This is a genomic window from Gemmatimonadota bacterium, from assembly GCA_016209965.1.
Classification (GTDB): Bacteria; Gemmatimonadota; Gemmatimonadetes; order Longimicrobiales; family RSA9; genus JACQVE01.
Window position 1 is genome coordinate 1 of sequence record JACQVE010000306.1, and the last position, 2,413, is coordinate 2,413.

1 protein-coding gene is annotated in these 2,413 nt (G+C 66.8%); it reads right to left on the reverse strand.

Annotation, left to right across the window (positions count from 1 at the left end):
- Positions 1-2,307, reverse strand: a 2,307-nt coding sequence (locus tag HY703_12025) for a hypothetical protein (protein MBI4545917.1), incomplete at its 3' end; no start/stop codon positions are given.
- Between the last annotated feature and the right edge of the window lie 106 nt (positions 2,308-2,413).

Consider the following 2,413-nt stretch of genomic DNA (forward strand, 5'->3'; position numbering starts at 1 on the left):
CACCACGCTCCACGTGGCGCCGCGCGTCTCGGGTACGAAGGCGTACAGGTAGCTCTGGCCGGCCTGCACGCTGCCATCGCTGTATAACGTTATGGTGTCGGGTCGTAGGATCTGATCGTAGGCGATGGGGCCCAGCACCCGATTCAGGGTGTCCCGCATCTCGTCAACGGTACAGGGCGCGCCCAGGGTACGCGTAGTTGTGAAGGTCAGCGTAGTCGCCGTGGGGTTACACGATTTGTAGACCAGGATCCGGGCAATATTGTCGGGTGCCCGCTTCTCGAGGGAATCCGGGAGCCAGGGGTTCATGCGCCGGATCCGAGCCTCGGGCGTGGTGGGTCCCGCGGTCCGGTAGCGCTGGGCCTGGAAGAGCAGGAACTCGTCTACCCAGCGCATGCGGGTGGCGTCCAGGGAGATGCGCACCAGCGTGTTCTGGATGCTCCCCCCGTCGACCCCCACGGCAACCACGCGCGGGGCGGGCGGTGCCTGCGGCACCGAGTAGAAGTCATGGTAGACCTGGATCGCATCGCGCACGGAACGCTCGATGCTGGCCGAGTCGGCGGCCAGGACCAGGGCAATGACGAAGGACGCCGTCTGACCGGCGGCCAGCCGGAAGGGGCCGGCACCCACGTACTCGGAGCCCCGGATCAGCTTGAGGCTGCGGTCCGGGAAGGTGTCTTTCCACATTCCCACGAGCTGGTTGCTGGCGGAGTTGCAGTCGTCCAGGAAGAGGGTGTCAGGCCCCACGGGTGCCGCGCTGGGGCGGTTCGAGCGATAGGTCCACACCTTCCCGCCCGGCCCGGTCGGGCCTGGCACACACCAGTTGAAGCCGCCGCCAGCCCTGGGGCTGGCCAGATTGACGCGCGGCCCGTCGCCGTAGGCCGCCCCGTTCGCGGGGTGGAAGAGGAACCAGTAATCGTTGGGCGGGAGGGAAGAGGGCTGGTCTCCGGCCAGCGCATCGGCCTCGTGGGAGCTCAGCGTCCCCCAGGCACTCTGACCGCGACCCGCGAGCAGCCGGGTGGAGGAGCACTCCTGGCCGCAGCTCCGGCCGATGTTGTAGGTGATGGTATCGCCCGCCAGCGGGTGCGTGGGCCGTAAGAAGGGGCTGGTGGCGTTGCTGAACAGCTTGTTGCGCAGGTCGCCAATGGGGCTCTTCAGCACGACGAGCGCCATGGCGCCGCGGGCGAAGCCGCGGGACACATCGATTGAAGCGCAGGTACCGATGAAGTTGGTGATGACCAGGCGCTCGGGTAGCGCCCGGGCGCCGTCGCAGTCGCTGCGGCTGCGCAGATCATTGAATACCACGGCGCCCATCTCGGGCCAGAACCCGGCGCGGGACATGGCGGTCGTGGGCCGGAGCAGGAACCCGGCATAGAGGGAGTCATAGTCGATGGCGGCGCCATAACGGTCCCTGGAGCGGTTGGTGACCGTGGCCTGCCAGAAGACCATGCCCTCGAGCTTGGTGTCCTTGAAGTTGAAGGCATCGAACTGCCACTCGAGCGCCAGCGGGTAGCCGTCGGTCGAAGGCGCGCCCGACTGGCCGGCGATCACATTGCCGTAAGCGAGATTATTGCTGACGTTGAAGTCCGAGATGAAGCCGTACGTCTGGAAGTTGTTGCCGATGAACTCCTGCGTGGCCTCGGACGGCACGGTCCAGAAGTCGAAGGCAAAGGTGTTACCCTGCTGCTTGAAGCGGTCGAGGTACACCGAGAAGGGCACGTTGCCACGCCCGCCCCAGCCATCAACGCCCCAGGTGGGCTCGCAGTCGCTGCCGGCCATGAGCGTGAAGCCGGGCGGGACCAGGTCCTTGGCGTGAACGAGGCACGCCGGCGCGGTGGGAAGCTGGTCCGAAGAGGGAGTCCGCTTGCCGCTGAAGCGCACGCCCAGGGAGCCGTCAGCCGGCAACCAGTCCGTGGCCGCAGGGTTCAAGTGATTGTTGATGGACACCGTGTGGCCGCCCGTGCCCGCGTTGCGCACGTTGGCAAGGCTCGGCACTCTTTGTCGGTTCCCCTGATAGTCGGTGCGCCCCGCCGTGGCCCAGAGGGCGACCTCCGAGAGGTGGGCAAAGAACGTGTTCACCTTGCGGATCTGCGCCGGCTGCAGGCTCTCAATCCCCTGCTGCGCGTCCATGGGCCCGGCATTGGTGACCCAGAAGCGGAAACTGGGGGCGGTGCGCATGCCCGTGACGGCAAAGTCGCGGGTAGCCGCCAGGTTGAATCCCGAGGGTGGCTGCTGGGCCGCGAGCGGCGCTACGACGCCGGCTAACAGCGCGAGCGCCGCGAACGGGCGGAGTAAGCTCGAGGGCAACATCGCGATTCTCGTTCTCGGGTCCATATCAGAAGCTCACCTTGATGCCCAGCGTGATGCCGCGGCGATCATGGAACATCTCCGGCCGGTCCAGGAAGCTGGAGAAGGC